General features: G+C 73.9%; 12 protein-coding genes. 6 read left to right on the forward strand and 6 right to left on the reverse strand.

Going from position 1 to position 18,574, the window contains the following annotated elements:
- The first annotated feature begins 135 nt into the window (after positions 1-135).
- On the forward strand, positions 136-1,809 hold the full coding sequence (locus OG406_RS10300; protein ID WP_266851762.1) for a PucR family transcriptional regulator: 1,674 nt from the start codon (positions 136-138) through the stop codon (positions 1,807-1,809).
- Between the two features lie 137 nt (positions 1,810-1,946).
- Positions 1,947-2,720 (forward strand): hypothetical protein, encoded by a 774-nt coding sequence (locus tag OG406_RS10305; protein WP_164370265.1) that lies wholly within the window; start codon positions 1,947-1,949, stop codon positions 2,718-2,720.
- A 159-nt stretch (positions 2,721-2,879) separates the two neighbouring features.
- On the opposite strand, the gene OG406_RS10310 is transcribed toward OG406_RS10305, so the two are convergent.
- The gene (locus tag OG406_RS10310; RefSeq protein ID WP_266851765.1) at positions 2,880-3,185 is read right to left on the reverse strand and encodes a hypothetical protein; all 306 of its coding nucleotides are present in this window, start codon (positions 3,183-3,185) and stop codon (positions 2,880-2,882) included.
- 245 nt (positions 3,186-3,430) lie between these two features.
- Complete coding sequence (locus OG406_RS10315) at positions 3,431-4,447, reverse strand: FCD domain-containing protein (protein ID WP_404125226.1); 1,017 nt, start codon at positions 4,445-4,447, stop codon at positions 3,431-3,433.
- Positions 4,448-4,708: 261 nt separating this feature from the next.
- Between OG406_RS10315 and OG406_RS10320 the strand changes: the two genes are divergently transcribed.
- Both OG406_RS10320 and OG406_RS10325 read left to right on the forward strand, forming a co-directional pair.
- On the forward strand, positions 4,709-5,500 hold the full coding sequence (locus OG406_RS10320) for a (2Fe-2S)-binding protein (protein WP_267050033.1): 792 nt from the start codon (positions 4,709-4,711) through the stop codon (positions 5,498-5,500).
- A gap of 315 nt (positions 5,501-5,815) precedes the next feature.
- Positions 5,816-6,853 carry a DUF2637 domain-containing protein gene (locus OG406_RS10325; protein WP_164370261.1) on the forward strand — a complete coding sequence of 346 codons (1,038 nt, stop codon included), beginning with the start codon at positions 5,816-5,818 and terminating at the stop codon, positions 6,851-6,853.
- An 83-nt stretch (positions 6,854-6,936) separates the two neighbouring features.
- On the opposite strand, the gene OG406_RS10330 is transcribed toward OG406_RS10325, so the two are convergent.
- The 4 genes from OG406_RS10330 to OG406_RS10345 all read right to left on the reverse strand — a co-directional run bounded on the left by OG406_RS10330 (position 6,937) and on the right by OG406_RS10345 (position 16,785).
- On the reverse strand, positions 6,937-7,350 hold the full coding sequence (locus OG406_RS10330; protein WP_443067141.1) for an ATP-binding protein: 414 nt from the start codon (positions 7,348-7,350) through the stop codon (positions 6,937-6,939).
- Between the two features lie 901 nt (positions 7,351-8,251).
- Complete coding sequence (locus tag OG406_RS10335) at positions 8,252-9,994, reverse strand: pyruvate dehydrogenase (RefSeq protein WP_266617313.1); 1,743 nt, start codon at positions 9,992-9,994, stop codon at positions 8,252-8,254.
- Positions 9,995-10,093: 99 nt separating this feature from the next.
- On the reverse strand, positions 10,094-11,641 hold the full coding sequence (locus OG406_RS39420) for a protein phosphatase 2C domain-containing protein (protein WP_443067064.1): 1,548 nt from the start codon (positions 11,639-11,641) through the stop codon (positions 10,094-10,096).
- Positions 11,642-13,113: 1,472 nt separating this feature from the next.
- Positions 13,114-16,785, reverse strand: coding sequence for a S8 family peptidase (locus OG406_RS10345; protein WP_329185402.1), 3,672 nt, complete (start codon positions 16,783-16,785; stop codon positions 13,114-13,116).
- 284 nt (positions 16,786-17,069) lie between these two features.
- Here OG406_RS10345 and OG406_RS10350 point away from each other — a divergent pair, with 284 nt between their 5' ends.
- Together OG406_RS10350 and OG406_RS10355 are read left to right on the forward strand one after the other, a co-directional pair.
- Positions 17,070-18,050 (forward strand): helix-turn-helix transcriptional regulator, encoded by a 981-nt coding sequence (locus OG406_RS10350; RefSeq protein WP_164374983.1) that lies wholly within the window; start codon positions 17,070-17,072, stop codon positions 18,048-18,050.
- A gap of 36 nt (positions 18,051-18,086) precedes the next feature.
- Positions 18,087-18,569, forward strand: coding sequence for a DUF456 domain-containing protein (locus OG406_RS10355; RefSeq protein ID WP_164374984.1), 483 nt, complete (start codon positions 18,087-18,089; stop codon positions 18,567-18,569).
- Positions 18,570-18,574 lie beyond the last annotated feature (5 nt).

Raw genomic sequence — 18,574 nt, forward strand, 5'->3', positions numbered from 1 at the left:
CAGGCCACGACCCGGGGACGGGCTCACTGACGCCCGGCGCCCGCGGACCGGCTCCGCGTGGCCCGGGGACCCGCTCGCGGGAACCTCACCGACGCTTCATCGTAGATTTCGAGACAAAGAACGGCGGCGACGAGAATGCGGCTGCGCGCACTGCTGGACACCGACGCGCTGGGCCTGCGGCTGCTCGGCGGCGAGGACGAGCTCGACCGCACCGTCCGCGGTGTGATGACCACGGACCTCAAGGACCCGAGCCGGTACCTCTCGGGCGGGGAGCTGGTCCTGACGGGCCTCGCCTGGCGGCACGACGCGAGCGACTCCGAGCCGTTCGTCCGCATCCTCGCGAGCACCGGCGTCGCGGGCCTCGCGGCGGGTGAGGCGGAGCTGGGCGACATCCCCGACGACCTGGTCCTCGCCTGTGCCCGGCACCGCCTGCCGCTGTTCGCCGTGAACGAGTCGGTGGCCTTCGCGACCATCACCGAGCACGTCGTGCGCCAGGTCTCCGGCGAGCGCGCGGGCGACCTGGCCGCCGTGGTCGACCGGCACCGCCGGATGATGACGTCGGGCCCCGCGGGCGGGGGCCCCGACGTGGTCCTCGACCTGCTCGGCACCGACCTCGACCTGCGCGCCTGGGTGCTGTCCCCCGCCGGCCGGACCGTCGCCGGGTCGAAGGCGGCGGGCGGCGAGCTGCCCGCGGACATCTGCGCCAGGCTGGCCGCCGAGCACCTCGCGGCGGTCCGTACCGGGCGCCGCGGGCCGCACCGGGTCACGGTCGGCCAGGCGACGTACTCGCTCTTCCCGATCCGCTCCGCCGCGCGCGCCGCGACCGCCTCGCGGGACGTGCGCGAGACGGTGCTCTCCGACTGGCTGCTCGCCGTCGAGGCGGACGCCGGGGACTGGCCCGAGGAGCGCCTCGACCTGCTCCAGGGCGTCACCCAGCTCATCGCCGTGGAGCGGGACCGGCGGGACGCGGCGCGTACGGTGCGGCGGCGGCTCGCGCAGGAGGTCCTGGAGCTGGTCCAGACGGGGGCGGCGCCCGCCGAGATCGCGGCACGGCTGCGGGTCGCGGCGCCGGTGCTGCTGCCGGGCCTCGGCGCGGCCCCGCACTGGCAGGTCGTGGTGGCGCGCGTGGAGTGGGACGGCGGCGACATCGAGGGCGGTCCGGTGGCCCAGACGCTGCTGGAGGAGATCCTCGTGGACCCCCTGTCCCCGGGTCCGGAACATTCCGACCGGATAGCCGTCGCCCACACGGGTGACGAGGCCATCGCGCTGGTCCCCCTTCCCGCGGTCTCGGCCGACGACGACGGCTCGGGCGCGGGTCTGCACGCCGACCGGCTCCTGGAGGCCGTACGGGCCCCGCTGTCGGCCGGGCTGAACGACGACGGGCGGCTCACGCTCGGGGTGAGTGCCGCCGTGCACTCGGCCGAGGGGCTGCGCGGCGCCCTGGAGGAGGCCCGGCACGCCCGCCGGGTCGCGGCGGCGCGCCCCGGGCGGGTCTGCGCGGCCGGGCACCAGGAGCTGGCCTCGCACGTCCTGCTGCTGCCCTTCGTGCCGGACGACGTCCGCCGGGCCTTCACCGCGCGGTTGCTGGACCCGCTGCGCGACTACGACAGCCGGCACCGTGCCGAGCTGATCCCCACCCTGGAGGCGTTCCTCGACTGCGACGGCTCCTGGACGCGCTGCGCGGCCCGTCTTCACCTGCATGTCAACACGCTGCGTTACCGCGTCGGGCGGATCGAGCAGTTGACGAGCCGTGACCTGTCGCGCCTGGAGGACAAGTTGGACTTCTTCCTGGCCCTGCGGATGAGCTGAACCGCGGCGGGGTCCCGGAGGACCGGCCCCGCCCCGCCACTTTGTGAAATCCTTCACCCACCCTCTTGGCCGGGCCCGGTGATCCGTGCTGAGATGCCACCACTCAACAGCTCAATGGTGTGCTCGGGGAGGGCAACGTGGCGCATACCGCCATGTCTGGTTCCGGAACGACTGCAGGGGACGATCCACTCCAGACGGCGATATGGCGGCTGCGCTCGCGCGCCTGCTGGGCCGACGCGGCGGCGCTGCTCCAGCCGCACACGGCGGAGGCCTCGCTCCAGAGAGCTTCCCTGCTCGTCGAACGCTGTCTCTACACGGAGCAGGGGTGGGCGGAGGCGGAGGACGCGCTGCGCACCGCCGAGGCCCTCGCGCAGAGCGACGACGAGCGTGGCGCGGCGGCCTGCGAACGCGGTCAACTCGCCTACGCCTCCACCCTGCTGAGCGTGCGCGACCGGGCCGACGAGGCACGCGCCGCGCTCGGCCGTGCCGCCGCCCTGATCGCCCCCGGCGCTCCGGGACGGGCCCTGCTGGACTTCCGGCGCGGCCTGCTCGCCGAGAACCTGGCCCGGGCTCCGCAGGCGGCCCGGGCGGCGTACCGGCGGGCGCACGCGGGCGCGACCGCCCAAGACGATCCACTGCTGATGTCCTTCACCTGGCGGCATCTCGCCGGACTCGCCCTGCGGGAGGGGGAGTTGGCGGAGGCCCGGCACGGCTTCGCCGAGTCCCTGCGCATCCGCGAGGAGTTGGGCTATCTCGTGGGTACGGCCCCGGCGCTGGCGTCGCTCGCGGACGCCGAGTCGGAGCCCGAGGCCTCCCGGCTCCGTGCGGAGGCGGGCCGGCTGTTCCGCCTGCTGGGGGGCGTACCCACCTGGCTGGCCGCCCAGTTGGCACCCCCCGCGGCGACGGCCTGACCGGCCCCGTGGGCGCACGCACGACACGTGCGCCCACGGCGGTCCGGATCAGGGAGACACCGCGCCGGGCGGACGACGGCACTGAGGACGAGTGGTGCCGGTGACCCCGCGAGGTGCCGTGGCCGTGTCCACGCTTCCGCGCGGGAGGTCGGGCGGCCGTCAGCCGTTCTGGATCCGCGCCAGCAGGTCGCGCGCGAACGTGGTTGCGTCGTGCCGGAGTCCGGGGTCGCGGACCAGGCAGACGACCACGGCCACCACGACGAGGAACGTCAGGAAGCCGCCGAGGCCGCCACCACGGCCGGCGCCGGTGCGGGCCGTCGGGCGATGGGTGCGGGGAGAACCCCCGTGGAGGCGGGCCATGTCGTGCGCCTGGTGGTGGATGCGGACGTGGTTCTGGTGGATCCGCTGGGCCTGCTGAGCGGCCTGCTGCGCCTGCTGCTGCGCCGCCCAGGACGGGTCTGGCATGACTCTCTCCCCCGGTTGCGGCCGGGCTTTCGCCCGGAACCTGTGCACCAGGGCACGCGACCGCGGGCGGTGCGGGTTCCCGGCGGCGGAGAGCGTTGCGCGGACCGTACGGTTCCGTGACGGAGGCACTCCGGACGGTTACGTACGGGCCGCGCTCGGCACGGCCGCGCCGGGCCGGGCTGGGCCGTGCCGTGCCGGGCCGGGCCGGGCCGGGCCGGTACGGTACGGCATAGCGACAGCCCGGTTCAGGACGCGCCGGTGAAGTGCTCCCGCACCAGGGCCTGGACGACCGCGAGGTCTCCGGCGATCAACGCGTCCAGGAGCGCGGTGTGTTCGGCGGCGTCCGCCACCAGATCGGCGCGCCCCCGGGAGACGGGACCGCCGACGAGGGGCCACTGCGCGCGGCGGTGCAGGTCGTCGGCGATGCGCACCAACTGGGCGTTGCCCGCGAGGGCGAGGACCGCGCGATGGAAGGTGCGGTCGGTCTCGGCGTAGGTGGCGCGGCAGCCCGAGGACGCGGCGCGGACGGTGGCCTCGGCGAGCGGGCGCAGTTCGGTCCACTGCGCGGCGGACACGGTGCGGGCGAGCCGGAGCATCACGGGGACCTCGATCAGCCCGCGGATCTCTGCGAGTTCGGCGAGTTCGCGGGTACCGCGCTCGATGACACGGAAGCCCCGGTTCGGGACGACCTCGACGGCACCTTCGAGGGCGAGCTGCTGCATGGCCTCGCGCACCGGCGTGGCGGACACCCCGAAGCGATCGCCGAGCGCGGGCGCCGAGTACACCTCGCCGGGCGCGAGTTCGCCCGCGACGAGCGCGGTGCGCAGCGCGTCGAGGATCTGCCCGCGCACCGAGGCCCGTTGCACGACGGGCCGGGCACGGAATCCGGAAGCCGGGTCGTCGGCCGGTGCGCCGGGGCGCCGGGCGTCCGCCGGTCCGGCGGACCGGTGCTCGTCGGGGACCCGGGCCCGTCCGCCGCTGTTCCGTGTTCCGGGTCGGGTGCCCTGCGCGGGAACGACGGCAGGGGAACGGGCGCCGCCCGGGACCGGTGTCTCGCCGTGGGTGTGCTCCCCGCGGGCCGAGGCGGTGGCGCCTCCCGGCCGGCTGCCTGTCCCGTCGCCGACGGCGTCCGAGGGGACGTCTCCGGGCCGGCTCCGTTCCGCGGGCCGGGGCTGCGCCGGAATCCGCGGGGCTGCCGCTGCGGTGCCCGGGACCCCCGGCCCTTCGGAGGCGTGGGCGCTGCGCGGACCGGCCTGCTCCACGGGTCCTCCTCCGGCTGGGTGCCGCTTGGGGTCATTGCGGCGATTGTCACTTGTCCGTCAAGCACGATAGGCGCACATCGCCTCAGTTCAAACATTCGAAAGGGAGGGTAAGGTAAGGCTTACCTGCAAACGATCGTGAAGCGATGGTTCCGCATGCCCGCTCCCGCTCACCCCGCCCAGGCCGTCGCGGCCGCCCTGACCGGCCCGACCGGCCCCGGCACCCTCGCCGTCGTGTCGTCCGTCGCGGACGCCTACGCGCGGATGACCGAGGTGATGCCCGACCTGAGCGTCACGGAACTGGCCGCCGGAGAGGCGGCGCCCCGCGGTGCGGGCTGGGCCCACGCCGCCGGGCTCGCGGAGGGCGGACCCGCGCTCGACGCGTTCCTCGCGTGGGACGAGGCGCAGGTGACCCGGGACTACGCGCAGCGGGCGCGGCCCGACGTCGTGGCGAGCTTCGGACTGCACCGGTACGCCTGGCCCGCCTGCCTCCTGATCACCGTGCCGTGGTTCCTGGAGCGCCGGGTGCCCCGCATGCCGGTGGAACACGTCACCTACCACCGCGAGCTCGGCCGGTTCGCCGTCCGTGTCACCACGTTCGCCTGCCTGCCGGACGACCCGGCCGCCGCGCTGCCCGGCGCGCGGGTCGTGCCGGACGAGGAGGCGCTGCGCGCCGAGGTGCGGGCCGCGGTGGCCGAACACCTGGAACCGGTCCTCGGCGGTTTCGGGCCGCGCATGCGGCGGCGCGGCCGGGCCCTGTGGGGCATGGCGACCGACGAGATCGTCGAAGGCCTCTGGTACCTCGCACCCCTGTTCGGCGAGGAGGCGCGCGGCCGGCGCGAGCTGGAGCTGCTGCTGCCCGGTGCCACCCGGCCGTACGTCGGCTCCGCGGCGTTCCGTGAGCTGACCGGCCCCGCCGGCCGGTCGCTGCCCACCCGCGACCGGGCGAGCTGCTGCCTCTTCTACACACTGGACCCCGAGGACACCTGCGTGACCTGCCCGCGCACCTGCGACGCGGACCGCGTCCGCAAGTTGACCGCCGCCGAAGCGAGTTGAGGCACCCTCGGTCGGGCGCTGGCCCGCACGTGCCCTAAGATCAACATCGCCCGAGGGCATCTCGGAGGCGTTCCCCGGATCACAGGTACTTCACAAGTTCCTCACCTGTCGCAGGAACTTTCCGTCGAACCATCCGTACGGGTAATCTTATTCGCACTCAACTCCCGTCCCTCGCGCGGCAGTTCGAGCAGAACGTCGCCCTGCGCATCCCCGTGCACTCCCTTGGCGGCCTCTTGCCCCGAAACCCCCTGAGGGCCGACGTGATTGGGCCACTATGGCGGGCGTTACGCCCTATCCCAATGCAAGGGACCCCAGATGAGACTGACCGACATATCGCTGAACTGGCTGCTTCCAGGCGCCGTTCTGCTCCTGGGCCTGCTGGCGGCGGTGGCGGTGCTCGCGCGCGGCAAGCGGTCCGGGGACACGAGCGGCGACGACTCCTGGGAACGCAGCGAGGAGCGCCGCAGGCGTAAGGAGGCCATCTACGGCTCGGCCTCCTATGTGCTGTTGTTCTGCTGTGCCGCGGTCGCGGCGGCACTCTCCTTCCACGGCCTGGTCGGCTTCGGCCAGCAGAACCTGGGCCTCTCCGACGGCTGGGAGTACCTCGTCCCGTTCGGCCTGGACGGCGCGGCCATGTTCTGCTCCGTCCTCGCCGTGCGCGAGGCCAGCCATGGTGACGCGGCTCTCGGTTCCCGCATACTCGTGTGGACGTTCGCGGGTGCCGCGGCCTGGTTCAACTGGGTCCACGCGCCCCGGGGCATGGCCCACGCCGGTGCCCCGCAGTTCTTCGCGGGCATGTCCCTGTCGGCCGCGGTGCTGTTCGACCGCGCGCTGAAGCAGACCCGTCGTGCCGCGCTGCGCGAGCAGGGTCTGGTGCCGCGTCCGCTGCCGCAGATCCGCATCGTCCGCTGGCTGCGGGCCCCCCGCGAGACGTACAGCGCGTGGTCGCTGATGCTCCTGGAGAACGTCCGCACGCTGGACGAGGCCGTGGACGAGGTGCGCGAGGACCGGCGTCAGAAGGAGCAGAACCGCCTGCGCCGCCGGAACGAGGAGCGGGTCGAGCGGGCCCACCTCAAGGCCCTGAGCCGTGGACACCGCGGCTTCGCCGGGCGGGGTGGCGGCCGGGAACTGGAGACGGCGACCGTGGAGCGGGCACCCGCCGCGGGCTCCGCGGAGCCTGCCATATCCACCGCGGAGCAGCTGCCCGTACGCTCGCGGCCCTCCCTCACCCCGGTCCGCAAGAACACTGAGCCGATCACCGTCGACCTCACCACGGAGGACGACACGATGGCCCTTCCGCGGCTCGACTCCCTCGAGCGCAAGCTCAAGGATCTGGAGCAGCAGTTCGGCTGAGGCACGGTTCCGCCCGGGCGACAGCCCGGGCGTGTCCGGCTCCGGCCGGACCCGGACACGTACGACGACGGCGGCACGGTGTTCTACACCGTGCCGCCGTCCAGTTCGAACCACACCGCTTTGCCCACGCCGTGCGCCCGCACGCCCCACGCGTCCGCCAGGGACTGCACGAGGATCAGACCTCTGCCGTGGGTGCCGTCGCCGGCGTCGGGGACGCGCAGCCGGGGCCTGCGTCCCACGAAGTCCCGTACCTCAACGTGCAGTCGGCGCGCTCCGACGGTCGCCGTCAGCACGGCGTCGTGGTCGGTGTGGACCAGCGCGTTGGTGACGAGCTCGCTGGTCAGCAGCTCGGCCGTCTCGGACCGGCCCGGCATCCCCCAGTGACGTAACAGCTCACGCAGCGCCCTGCGCACCTCGGGCACCGCCCGCAGGTCCGCCTTGACGAGCCGGCGCCGGAGTTGCGTCGTGTCCGGCCGGTCGGCCGCCCCGTCGGACATGTCGTCCACCGGATCGGTGGAGGAGGTCCCCCCGGCCGTCGGAGCGCCTCCGCTTGCCTGCCTCTTCATGACCCCCGCCTGCGTGCCGATGTCGGATCCCCCCTGCTCGAACACGTTCACGGGATCCATGCCCCAACGGGAACGTGACAGTCATGTCGGATCGCCCCTCGCCGTGTCCATGGAAACGGTCGCGCGACACCTGCATCGGGCACCGATCGGCGCGACGGAGCCGCCCGGACGCCGGGGATCCACTCCGTACGCCGATGCGGTGTCCGCCGGGGCGGACCGGGGGCGGGCGCCCTGGCCGTCACCACGCGCCGCACGGCGGGCGCACCAGGTGCCACCGGCGTGGACCTGTGGCATGTTCGGGACGATCCCGCTTACGGGGTACGGGAGTTCCGGATCGCGGCCGGGCGGCACCCGTCCTGAGCGCTCGGGCAAAACCCCTGGTCGACGCAGGGGTTGGCGGAGGGGGTCCCGTCGGGGACCGGGCGTCCGGGGAGCCGACGGCCCCGGCGGCGACGGTCCGTCACCGCCCGCCGTCCCGTCGTCGGCGGTCCCGGTCTCCGGACGGAGCCGGTGCCGTACGCCATGCCGGTCGTCCCTCACGGAGACCTCGCCCCGTCCTGCATCGGGACTCCGGCGAGGAAGGGTGGGACGTCGCGTCTACGGCGGGGCGAGCGGCCGGCCGTGTGCCCGGGACGGCTCCGGCACTACGCGTTCGGGAGACGCGCCGACCGTCGGCAGTCAGCCGAACCGCCGACACGCGTCTGCCGAACTCGCCGTACGCGAAGAGGAGGCGAACCCTCAGGACTTCGCCGCCCGACCGTCGGCGGGACCCGGACGGCACATGATCCGGCCCCTGACAGATCTCGCGCGGCGCCCGCGCGGAAGCCGCCGCCTACGGTCGGGGCACGTTGCGCAGATTGGACCGGGCCATCTGGAGCATGCGCCCGACCCCGCCGTCCAGCACGATCTTCGACGCCGAGAGCGCGAAGCCCGTCACCATGTCCGAGCTGATCTTCGGCGGGATGGAGAGGGCGTTCGGGTCGGTGACGACGTCGACGAGCGCGGGGCCCTTGTGCGCGAAGGCGTCCCTGAGGGCTCCGGCGAGCTGTTTGGGCTTCTCCACGCGGACGCCGTACGCCCCGCACGCCTGCGCCACGGCCGCGAAGTCCGGGTTCTTGTTGGTGGTGCCGTACGAGGGCAGACCGGCGACGAGCATCTCCAACTCGACCATGCCGAGGGCGGAGTTGTTGAAGAGGACCACCTTCACGGGCAGGTCGTACTGGACGAGCGTGAGGAAGTCTCCCATCAGCATGGAGAACCCGCCGTCACCGGACATCGACACGACCTGCCGGTTCCGGTCGGTGAACTGGGCGCCGATCGCCATCGGCAGCGCGTTCGCCATCGACCCGTGCGAGAACGAACCGATCACCCGGCGGCTGCCGTTGGGCGTGATGTAGCGGGCCGCCCAGACGTTGCACATCCCGGTGTCCACCGTGAACACCGCGTCGTCGTCGGCGAGTTCGTCGAGCACGGAGGCGACGTACTCGGGGTGGATCGGGACGTGCTTGTCGACCTTGCGGGTGTAGGCCTTGACGACGCCCTCGAGCGCGTCCGCGTGCTTCTTCAGCATCTTGTCGAGGAAGCGCCGGTTGCCCTTGGGCCGCACCCGCGGGGTCAGACAGCGCAGGGTCTCCTTGACGTCCCCCCACACCGCGAGGTCCAGCTTGGAGCGCCGCCCCAGGTGTTCGGGCCGGACGTCGACCTGGACGATCTTGACGTCGTCGGGCAGGAACGCGTTGTACGGGAAGTCGGTGCCCAGCAGGATCAGCAGGTCGCACTCGTGGGTCGCCTCGTAGGCGGCACCGTAGCCGAGGAGACCGCTCATCCCGACGTCGAACGGGTTGTCGTACTGGATCCATTCCTTGCCCCGCAGGGCGTGCCCGACCGGCGACTTGATCTTCTCGGCGAACTCCATGACCTCGGCGTGCGCGCCCGCCGTGCCGCTGCCGCAGAAGAGCGTGACCTTCTGCGCCTCGTCGATCATCGCGACGAGTTCGTCGATCTCGGTGTCGCCCGGCCGGACACTGGGCCGCGAGGTGACGAGGGCGGTCTCGATCGTCCGGTCGGGGGCGGGCTCGGCGGCGATGTCACCGGGCAGCGAGACGACACTGACCCCGGACTGGCCGACCGCGTGCTGGATGGCGGTCTGGAGCAGCCGCGGCATCTGCTTCGGGCTGGAGATCAGCTCGCTGTAGTGACTGCACTCCCGGAACAGCTGGTCGGGGTGGGTCTCCTGGAAGTAGCCGAGGCCGATCTCGCTGGAGGGGATCTGCGAGGCCAGGGCCAGCACGGGCGCCATGGAGCGGTGCGCGTCGTAGAGACCGTTGATCAGGTGGAGGTTGCCCGGCCCGCAGGAGCCGGCGCAGGCCGCCAGCTTGCCGGTGATCTGCGCCTCGGCGCCCGCGGCGAACGCGGCCGTCTCCTCGTGCCGGACGTGGATCCAGTCGATGGCCGCGTTGCGCCGGATCGCGTCCACGACGGGGTTGAGGCTGTCGCCCACGACCCCGTACAGCCGCTTGACGCCCGCACGGACGAGGATGTCGACGAACTGCTCGGCGACGTTCTGCTTGGCCATGCTGCACGCACCTCTTCGTGATCCTCGAAGCCCTCAGGCGTCCCGGGTCCCCCGTCCCGTCGTCCGTCCCCCGGCTCCATGAATTCACACCGTGCGCGGTTACGCCTCCCAAACGGCCGCCGCGGTCCTGTCGTCGGCGTACCCCTTGACCCGGACCTGGCTGTCCGCGAGGAAGGCCGCGAGGCCGGGCGGTCCCCCCTCCGACCACCGTGTCGTGAGGTACTCGGCCAGCTCCGGCTCCCCGCGCAGGGGCTCCGCCATGCCTCCGGTGCAGAGCAGGAGCGTGTCACCCGGGCGGGCGATCGAGGCCCGGAACCGGAACGGGGGGCGTGGTGGGCGGGGCGCGGGCTCGTAGGGGCTCGGGGGTGTCGTGATCCCCAGGTCCATGGTGAGCCGGTCGCCCTCCGGGGTCTCGTGCGGCGGCGAGCCGAAGCCGACCACGGGCTCCCCGGTGGCCTCGGCGACGCGCGGCTCGATGTCCTGCCACTCGCCGTCGCGCAGCCGGAACAGGCCGCCGGCGCCGACGCCGAAGAAGACCCGGGTACGGCACTCGGGGTCGGCGGGCAGCAGCAGACAGCGCAGGCTGGCGGTGTACTCCTCCGGCTCGACGCCCTGCTCCGCCGCGCTCGCCCGCAGCTTGCCGAGGCTACGGTCGGTGAGGCGGTGCAGCCCCGACTTCAGGTCGCCGCGGCGCGCGGCGCGGATGTCGTCGGCCAGCCGGTCGTGGCTGCGGCCGACGGCGCGCGCGATCCACCGGCACGCCTCCGCCGCAGCCCGGTGCGCCCCCGGGGTGGCCCGGGCGCCGGTCGCCATCGCCACCAGCACGAGCGCCTGCTCGCCCGCCCCGAACCGGGCGGTGAGCAGCGCGTCCCGGCGCGGCTCGCCCCGGTACCGGGCGGAGTCCCCACGCACGGACACGGCCCGCAGGGTGCTCGTCCCGTAGCGGGCGCCGTCGAGCACGGTGTCGGCGACCAGATCGTCGAGTGCGTCCGGGTCGGCGGGCGGGAGCGAGGTCGGTTCGGCGTCATAGGTGGGCGGACCGGACCCGACGTGACCGACGGCGGGCGGCTGCTGGGGCACGGAGAGCACGGGTTCTCGGCTCGCACCGGCCCGGACGTCCTCGGACTCGGCCGCGACCCCGGGCGTCCGAAAACCGCCGGTGGTACGCGGGAGCCCGGTAGGGGCGGCGGGCACAGCCTCACTCGCCGCCTGCCCTGCGGGGGCCGCGCCGCCGGGGTGCGGCCCTGAAGGGTTCGGCCCGGCGGACGCGGGCCTTGCCGGCCCTTGGCCGGCCGGTACGGGGCCTGTGGGTACAGGGCCTGCGGGGCCTGGGCCCGCCGGTGCGAAACCGGCAGGCGGCAGGCCGGCGGGGACAGCGCCGGACCGACCGCGACCGCCCGGCGCCGGGCGGTCGCCGGACCCGACGGGAGCCGACTCCACCGCTCCAGGCCCTGCCGGCGGACCGGCGGGGGGCGGACCCGCGGATGCGGGGCCGGAAGGGGACGGACCCGCGGGTGCCGGACCGGCAGGACTCAGGCCGGCCGGAGGAGAACCGGCAGGGGGCCGCCCCCCGAATGCAGGCCCCGCGGGGCCCGGGCCGGTCGGTGCGGAAGCGGTGGGCGTCTCGTCGGCCCGCCCCGGGCCCATCCATGGCGGACCGGCAGGGGGCGGACCCGCGGATGCGGGACCGGCGGGAGACGGACCCGCGGGCGCGGGGCCGGCAGAACCCGGGCCGCCCGCCGGACCGGCGGGCTCCGCCGCGCTCGGGAGGCCGGGCGCCGACGTGGGCTTCGGTGGTGCGTCCACCGGTGGTGGGGGCGCGTCGGCCGGAATCCTCGATCCGGGCACCCGGCCCGAGGCCGCCTCGGCCTGCGCGTCCGAGTGGGACGTCTGAGGAGTGAATCCCGGCGGGGTCGGCCCCGGCGGGAAGGGAGCCGGAGTCGCGGGGCCGGCGGGTGGGGTGTCCCAGAAGCCGGGCCGCTGACCGAGCCCTCCCCGGGTGGGCCGGTCCGCCTCGGGATGCGCGTCCCTGTCCGGATACGCGGTCCCGGCGGAATCCGGTGCCGTCCCCGGGCCCCGCTCCCACCGGCCGGGGCGCGCCGCCTCACCGCGCGGGGTGGCGCCGGTCCAGGCCCCGGGCGCCGGGGCGCCGTCCCAGTCCGTCGAGGAGGCGGACGGCCGGTCCCAGGCGGCGGGGGCCGGGCCGGGCACGGCGGGAGGCTGCTCCCCCGCCTCGGGGCGCGGCGCATCCGGTGCGCCGGGCGCCCGCCGACCGGGATACGGCGCAGCCTGCTCGTCCGCTTCGCCGGAAGCCGAGGAAGAAGTAGGGGAAGCCGAGGAAGCCGGGGAAGGAGACGGGCGGTCCCAGCCGGAGGGGGCCTGCCCGGGGACGCCCGGAGACTCCTCCCCGGTCACCGGCCGCGGCACGTCCGGCGCACCGGACGTGCGCCGACCGGGATACGGCGCCGGAGCCTCGTCGTCGAAGGAGTCGGAGGGCTGTGTGGTCCCGCTGCCGCGGCCCGGCGCGGGTCCCCATTCGGACCCCGGTCCGGGCGCGGCCCCGGACCCGGGCACCGGCGCGGCGGGTGATCCCGGGCCCGGGATCCATCCCCGGTCGCGCCCCGGTTCCGGCACGGGCCCCGCCGCGGGTACGGTCCCCGGCGCCGCCCCCGGCCGGGGTACCGACCCTGTTCCGGGCGCCTGGTCCGGCCCCGGGTCGAACCCCCGTCGGGGTCCGAACTCCCCGTCGGGCGCGGCCTCCTGGTCGGTTCCGGTGCCGTCGCCCAGTGTCCCGGCCGCCGACGCGAACCGGTCGTCCAGGGAGTCGGCCGCCGGCGCGGGTCCCGTGTCCTCGGTGGAGTCGTCGTACAACTCCCCCCACCATGCGTCCTCGTGACCGGTGGGCTTCTCCCCCTGCTGGCTCATGCCCGTAATTGTCCACCGCGGTGGCCTGTTGAAAACGGGGCATCCGGAAAAACCGGCCAAGGTGCTGGCCGTCGAACGGCGTGTCGAGGGAGTCGTCGAACAGGAATACGGGGCGGAACGCCCGCGCGCATGACCGCCGGGCGGTCCCACCCCCCACGGGAGAACCGCCCGGCGGCGCCTTGGTGTGCCCGGGCTCAGCGCACGTCGTAGGCCCGGTTCACGGTCTGGCTGACCGAGTTGCCGTTGGCGTCCGTCAGTTCGGCCTTGAGTGTGACCTGCTTCCCTTGGGCTCCGCTGTGATCGACGGTCGCCGTCCACCGTCCGTCGTGCCGGGCGGTCGCGGCGGACGTCCAGGTCTTCCCGTCGTCGTAGGAGTACGACAGTTTCACCGAGGTGAGCGCTGCGGGCCGGTAGCCGGCGTGTCCGGTCGCGGACAGCGTGATCCGCTGACCGTCCTTCGCAGGAAGGGTCTTGAGTCCGTCCTCGGGCAGGGCATAGCGCGGGAAGAGCAGCGGGATGCCCTGCGAGAAGACGTCCTCGTCCCGGTGCGAGCGGAACGACCAGGTGGTCACGGTCTGCGTCGACCGGTTCCAGACACGGGATCCGATCTTCGCGGTGGCGAGGGTGAGTTGGTACGAGGCGTCCTCGGCCGGCACGTCGAACACGCCGTACGGGACGGAGGACTCGCCGAGCGATGCGCCGTCGCGCCGCAGTTCCATGGAGCCGATGTCCCCGAAGCTCCCCTGGACTCCCTGGTGCTGGGCGTCCCCCCAGAAGCCGGGGGCGACGCCGATCAGGTTGCCCTGGCGCTCCGCGGCGAGCGCCTGTTCGCCGGAGGCGTCGAGGGGGGCCGCCGGGGAGAGGACCCCGCCGTACCACTCCTCCGTCCGCTGCTCCCCCTTGGTGTAGCTGCGCACCGGGTCGATCATGTACTCGCCGAACGGGAAGCTGCTGGACACCTCGTGCCCCCAGCCGGTGGTACCGGCGGAGAAGTACTCGGTGCGCTCGAAGGGCGCGGGCACGGTCTCGATGTCGGCGAAGGCGCCGGTGAGTCCGCTCGGGCGGGTGAAGGAGGGCAGGTCGACGTAGTCGGTGGCGGTGCCCATCGCGCGGTAGGTGGCCCGGTTCGCCGCCAGGTCGCGGTCGCGGACCCGGTAGGTGGCGGCGTGCTGGAGCTGTCCCGTCTCCGGGAAGGCCAGGTTGTAGAGGTAGGGGCTCTTGGCGGTCGCCTTCCAGCGCAGCGTCACGTCCGTCGAGGCGAGCAGGGCGCGCGCCTCGTCGGCGGGGACGGCGAGGACGGGCAGCGGGCCGCCGGTGAAGCCGGTGGAGGGGTACCAGCGGCCGGGTGCGTCACGGTAGGCGAGGACCGCGAGCGCTCCCGCCGCCTTCGCGGCCGTCGCGACGGCGCTCGCGTTGCCGGTGTCGGGGAGCTTGACGAGCGCGATCTTCCCCTTGGCGCCCGCGAGTTCGTCCGCGGTGCCGGACTTGGCGTCGACGAGCGCGGCGCGTCCTGTTCCGTCCAGGTTGGCGGACGAGGTGGAGCCGGTCACCGGGTGCAGGGGCGGTCCTCCGACGACGGCGAGTTCGGAGATCTGCGGGGCCGCGGCCCGCCAGAAGCTGTCGAACTCGAAGGTACCGTCACTGGCCCGGCCGTCGACCGAGGCGTAGTAGCCGCGTACGGAACGGCCGCCGGCGGCGGTTCCGGCGTGCAGCCAGGTGTCGTCCCAGGAGCGGGCGAACCCGAGGGTGGCGCCGCGCAGTTCGGAGGGCCGGTCGGTCCGCACGTTCAGTCGGTGGGCCGTGCGGGCGTCGAGCACGACGGTGGTGTCGTTGCGGATCTCCAGCTGCGGACGGGCCAGGTACGTCAGGGAGTTGACGAGGGTGCCCTCGGTCTCGGGCGTGGCGACGAAGCTGGAGAGGAAGTAGGTGCCGGGGCGTATCTCGTAGGTCTGGTCGGTCGCACCCTCGTTGAAGCGGCGTTCGCCGCTCGCGTCGTCCGTGCCGATGAGGTCGACGGAGGAGGCGGAGCCGGCGGGTCGGCCGAGCCGGTCGACGAGTTTGACGCGGAGGGTGACGGTCTCCGGCTGGACGTAGAGCGAGAAGGGGGTGGAGACCGCGGTGCCGTCGGCGGTGGCGAGGACGCGGCCGGTGACGTCGCCGTACTGGGCGCGGGTCAGGCCGGCGTCCGGGTCGAGCTTCAGCGGGACGGTGGCGGTGGCACCCGGGGCGACGGTCACCGTACGCGCGCCGAGCCGGGCGACGGAACTGCGCACGGCGGAGCCGTCGTTGCCGGTGATCCCGTCGAGGGTGAGCTTCAACTCCACTTGTTTTGTGCCGGTGTTGGTGTAGGGCACGTCAACGGTGGTGCGGTCGCTGCTGTCCTGCGGCCAGGCGAAGGAACCGCCCTGGAGTGCGGGTGTGCCGAGGACGGTCTCGTCGACGGCGGCCTTCACGTCGAGGCGTCCGCCGCCGGTCTCCCGTACGTCGCCGGGGATGTCCGTGTCGGCGGCGGAGACGAGTGCGGCCTTGATCTGCTGGGCGTTCCAGTCGGGGTGGCGTTGCTTGACGATCGCGGCGGCGCCCGCGACGTGCGGGGTCGCCATCGACGTACCGCTCATGGACTGGTAGGCGTAGACGCCCCGTCCGCCCGCGTTGGCGGCGGAGATGTCCACGCCCGGCGCGGTGATCTCCGGCTTCAGGGTGTGCGAGCCGTAGGCCGGGCCGCGGCTGGAGAAGGAGGCCGTGGCGTCGTCGCGGTCGACGGCGCCGACGGTGAGGACGCTGGGCGCGCAGCCGGGCGAGGACACGGAGTTGAGGGTGGGCCCGGTGTTGCCGGCCGCGATCACGAAGAGGGTGTTCTTGCTCGACCGGGCGAGTTCCTCGGTCGCCGCGCTCATCGGGTCGGTGCAGTCGGTGGGCGCCGGGTTGCCGAGGCTCATCGAGACGACGTCGGCGCCCTGGCCGACCGCCCACTGCATGCCGGCGATGATCCACGACGTCGCGCCGGAGCCGTAGTCGTTGAGGACCTTGCCGTTCAGCAGGTCGGCGCCGGGGGCGACCCCCTTCTTCCTGCCGCCGCTGGCCGCGCCCGTGCCGCCGACCGTGGAGGTGGTGTGGGTGCCGTGACCCTGGTGGTCACTCGTGTCGGGGGAGTCGGTGAAGTTCTCGGACGCGGTGATCCGGCCCTTGAGGTCGGGGTGGTCCGCGTCGACGCCGGTGTCGAGGACGGCGACCTTGGTGCCCTTGCCGTCGTATCCGGCGGCCCACGCCTCGGGGGCGTGCACCTGCTTGGTCGAACGGTCCAGCGTGGCCCGCACCTTGGCGTCGAGCCACAGCTTCTTCAATGAACCGGCCGCGCGGCTGCGGGAGTTCGTGACGTCCGCCCAGAACGCGGCGGCCTTCTTCTTGTCGGCCTCGAGCGCGACGCCGTCGATCGGGTCGAGGACCGGGCCGCGCTGCGCGCCGCGCGGGGTGACCGGCAGGCTCCGGGCGACCGAGGTGTCGTACGTGGCGATGACCGGGACGGTCGAGGTGTGCGCGTCGTCGTAGCCCTGCCGGACCAGGCCGGTGACGTTGAAGAGTTCCTCGTCGACGCGGCCCGCGGCGATCGCGGCGACGGCGCCCTCCGGGTACACGTACAGGTCCTTGCCGGACTGCCGGGTCTGGACGAAGGGGGTGGTGCCGTCGGCTGCGGGCAGGACGTTCGCCCCGTCCTTCGTCACCAGGACGCGGTCACCGGTGACGAGGGTGACGACGGAACCCGAGGCGGCGGCCCCGGTACCGGTCAGCGGCCGTGGCTCTTCCGCGGCCCCCGCCACGGGTACGGCTGTCGTGACGGCGAGGAGGGCGGCGGTCGCCGCCCCCATGGCCGTACGCGATATCCCTCTCCCCAAAAGTCCCACTCCCCAAGGTCGTCCGCCCGGCCCCGCGTGCCGGTGCCGGCGCGGTCCGCGGGGCCGGTTCGGCTCGCGTTCGCGCAGGCCAGGCCCAAGCAGGGCATTACGGGCGGTGGTTGGTGCTGCGGTGGCGTGAGCTTGTCAGAGGGGCGGGGGGTGCGGCGATGATGTGCCGAGGCGGGTTTGCGCCGTGGCCGTTTCCCGCCACGGTGCCGCCGACCGGCCGGAACGCATCTGGGGAGGGACATCGCCGCATGCTGGGAGCGATAGGTCTGGACGAGACCCACGAGTCGGCGTACCGGGCACTGGTGTCCGTGGGCGCCGCCGATGTACCCGATCTCGCGCGCCGGCTCACGCTCGGCGAGTACGACACGGAGCGCGCGCTGCGCATCCTGGAGCGGCACGGTCTGGCCGCGCAGTCCTCCGCCCGGCCGGGTCGCTGGGTCGCCGCGCCGCCGGGGGTCGCGCTGGGCGCGCTGCTCACCCAGCAGCGCCACGAACTGGAGAAGGCGGAGCTGGCGGCGGCCCTACTGGCCGAGGAGTACCGGGCCTCCGCCGCCGAGCCGGCCGTGCACGACCTGGTGGAGGTGGTGATCGGCGCGGCGGCGGTCTCCCAGCGGTTCCTCCAGCTCCAGCTCGGTGCGGCCGAGGAGGTCTGCGCACTGGTCACCGGGAACCCGCTGGTGGTGTCCGGGACGGACAACGACGCGGAGGAGCAGGCGGCGGACCGGGGCGTGCGCTACCGCGTCGTCGTCGAGCGGTCCGTCCTCGACCTGCCGAACGGCATCACCGAGCTGTCCGCCGCGCTCGGGCGCGAGGAGCAGGTGCGGGTCGTGGACCAGGTGCCGACCAAGCTGGTCATCGCCGACCGCTCGCTGGCGATGGTGCCGCTGACCTCGCACACGGCGGAGCCGGCGGCGCTGGTGGTGCACGCGAGCGGGCTCCTGGAGCTGCTGTCGGGCCTGTTCCAGTCGGTGTGGCGGGACGCGCTGCCGCTGCGCCTGGGCAGCCGGGGCGTGCTGGAGCAGGAGCCGGACGGCCCGGACGGCGCCGACCTGGAGATCCTCTCGCTGCTCCTCGCGGGCCTGACCGACGCGAGCGTGGCCAAACAGCTCGATCTGGGGTTGCGGACGGTACAGCGCCGGGTGAAGCGGCTGATGGAGCTGACGGGTGTCGCGACCCGGCTCCAGCTGGGCTGGCACGCCTACGAACGGGGCTGGGTCGCGCGGGACTGATCTGCGGTTCCGCGTCCGCTCGGGCAGGCTGGGCAGATGGGAGTGTGGGAACTCCTGCTGGTCGGCGTGGTGATTCTGCTCGGCCTGTCCGGAGTACTGGTGCCCGGTCTGCCGGGGTCGTGGCTCGTCTGGGCCGCGATTCTGTGGTGGGCGCTGTCCGATCCCCGGCCCTCGTCCTGGGCGGTTCTCGTCGGCGCGACGGTGGTCCTGCTGCTCGCGCAGGCCGTCCGGTTCGTCCTGCCCCCGCGCAGGCTGCGGGAGAGCGGCGCCACCACCCGAATGGCGGTGTACGCCGGGACCGGGTCCCTCCTGGGCTTCGTCCTCGTGCCGGTGGTGGGCGCGATCCCGGGTTTCCTCGGCGGCATCTACCTCTGTGAGCGGCTGCGTCTGGGCGGCCGCGGCGAGGCGTGGACGTCGGTGCGGACCGCGATGCGGTCGGGCGGCTGGAGCGTCCTGACGGAGTTCTTCGCCTGTCTGCTGATCCTGGGCGGGTGGCTGGGTGCCGTGATCGGGACCTGACGGCG

This window comes from Streptomyces sp. NBC_01428 (assembly GCF_036231965.1).
GTDB lineage: Bacteria > Actinomycetota > Actinomycetes > Streptomycetales > Streptomycetaceae > Streptomyces.

Coding starts and splice junctions, on each gene's coding strand:
- OG406_RS10300 (WP_266851762.1), top strand. CDS start 136: ATGCGGCTGCGCGCACTGCTGGACACCGACGCGCTGGGCCTGCGGCTG.
- OG406_RS10310 (WP_266851765.1), bottom strand. CDS start 3,185: ATGCCAGACCCGTCCTGGGCGGCGCAGCAGCAGGCGCAGCAGGCCGCT.
- OG406_RS10320 (WP_267050033.1), top strand. CDS start 4,709: ATGACCGAGGTGATGCCCGACCTGAGCGTCACGGAACTGGCCGCCGGA.
- OG406_RS10325 (WP_164370261.1), top strand. CDS start 5,816: ATGAGACTGACCGACATATCGCTGAACTGGCTGCTTCCAGGCGCCGTT.
- OG406_RS10330 (WP_443067141.1), bottom strand. CDS start 7,350: ATGTCCGACGGGGCGGCCGACCGGCCGGACACGACGCAACTCCGGCGC.
- OG406_RS10335 (WP_266617313.1), bottom strand. CDS start 9,994: ATGGCCAAGCAGAACGTCGCCGAGCAGTTCGTCGACATCCTCGTCCGT.
- OG406_RS39420 (WP_443067064.1), bottom strand. CDS start 11,641: ATGGGCCCGGGGCGGGCCGACGAGACGCCCACCGCTTCCGCACCGACC.
- OG406_RS10345 (WP_329185402.1), bottom strand. CDS start 16,785: ATGGGGGCGGCGACCGCCGCCCTCCTCGCCGTCACGACAGCCGTACCC.
- OG406_RS10350 (WP_164374983.1), top strand. CDS start 17,070: ATGCTGGGAGCGATAGGTCTGGACGAGACCCACGAGTCGGCGTACCGG.
- OG406_RS10355 (WP_164374984.1), top strand. CDS start 18,087: ATGGGAGTGTGGGAACTCCTGCTGGTCGGCGTGGTGATTCTGCTCGGC.